This is a genomic window from Peribacillus sp. SIMBA_075 (genome assembly GCF_046534585.1).
The window spans coordinates 1-254 of sequence record NZ_JAWRYN010001089.1; the positions used below are offsets into that span (position 1 = coordinate 1).

The 254-nt window shown below is 47.6% G+C and carries 1 pseudogene; it reads left to right on the plus strand.

Going from position 1 to position 254, the window contains the following annotated elements:
* A pseudogene (locus SB775_RS31650) lies at window positions 1-254 on the plus strand (RNA polymerase sigma factor SigX); the annotation flags it as partial.

A 254-nucleotide genomic window follows, 5' to 3' on the forward strand; every position in this document is an offset into this window, starting at 1 on the left:
CCTGGCTTTTTTCGATCGCCAAAAATGTCGCCATCGACCATTTCCGTAAAAGTGCGGTAAGGAAAAAGCATTCGATGGATTTCTTCGACTGGGAAACCCAGCAATTGGTTTCAACGGAACGAATACCGGAAGAGGTCTCTTTGCTCAATGAAGACAAGGTCCGTTTGTACCGGATGCTCGACCTGTGTACAGGCGACCAGAAGCTCGTCATCATCATGCGTTTTTTCCAAGATCTCTCCATTGCGGAAACTGCT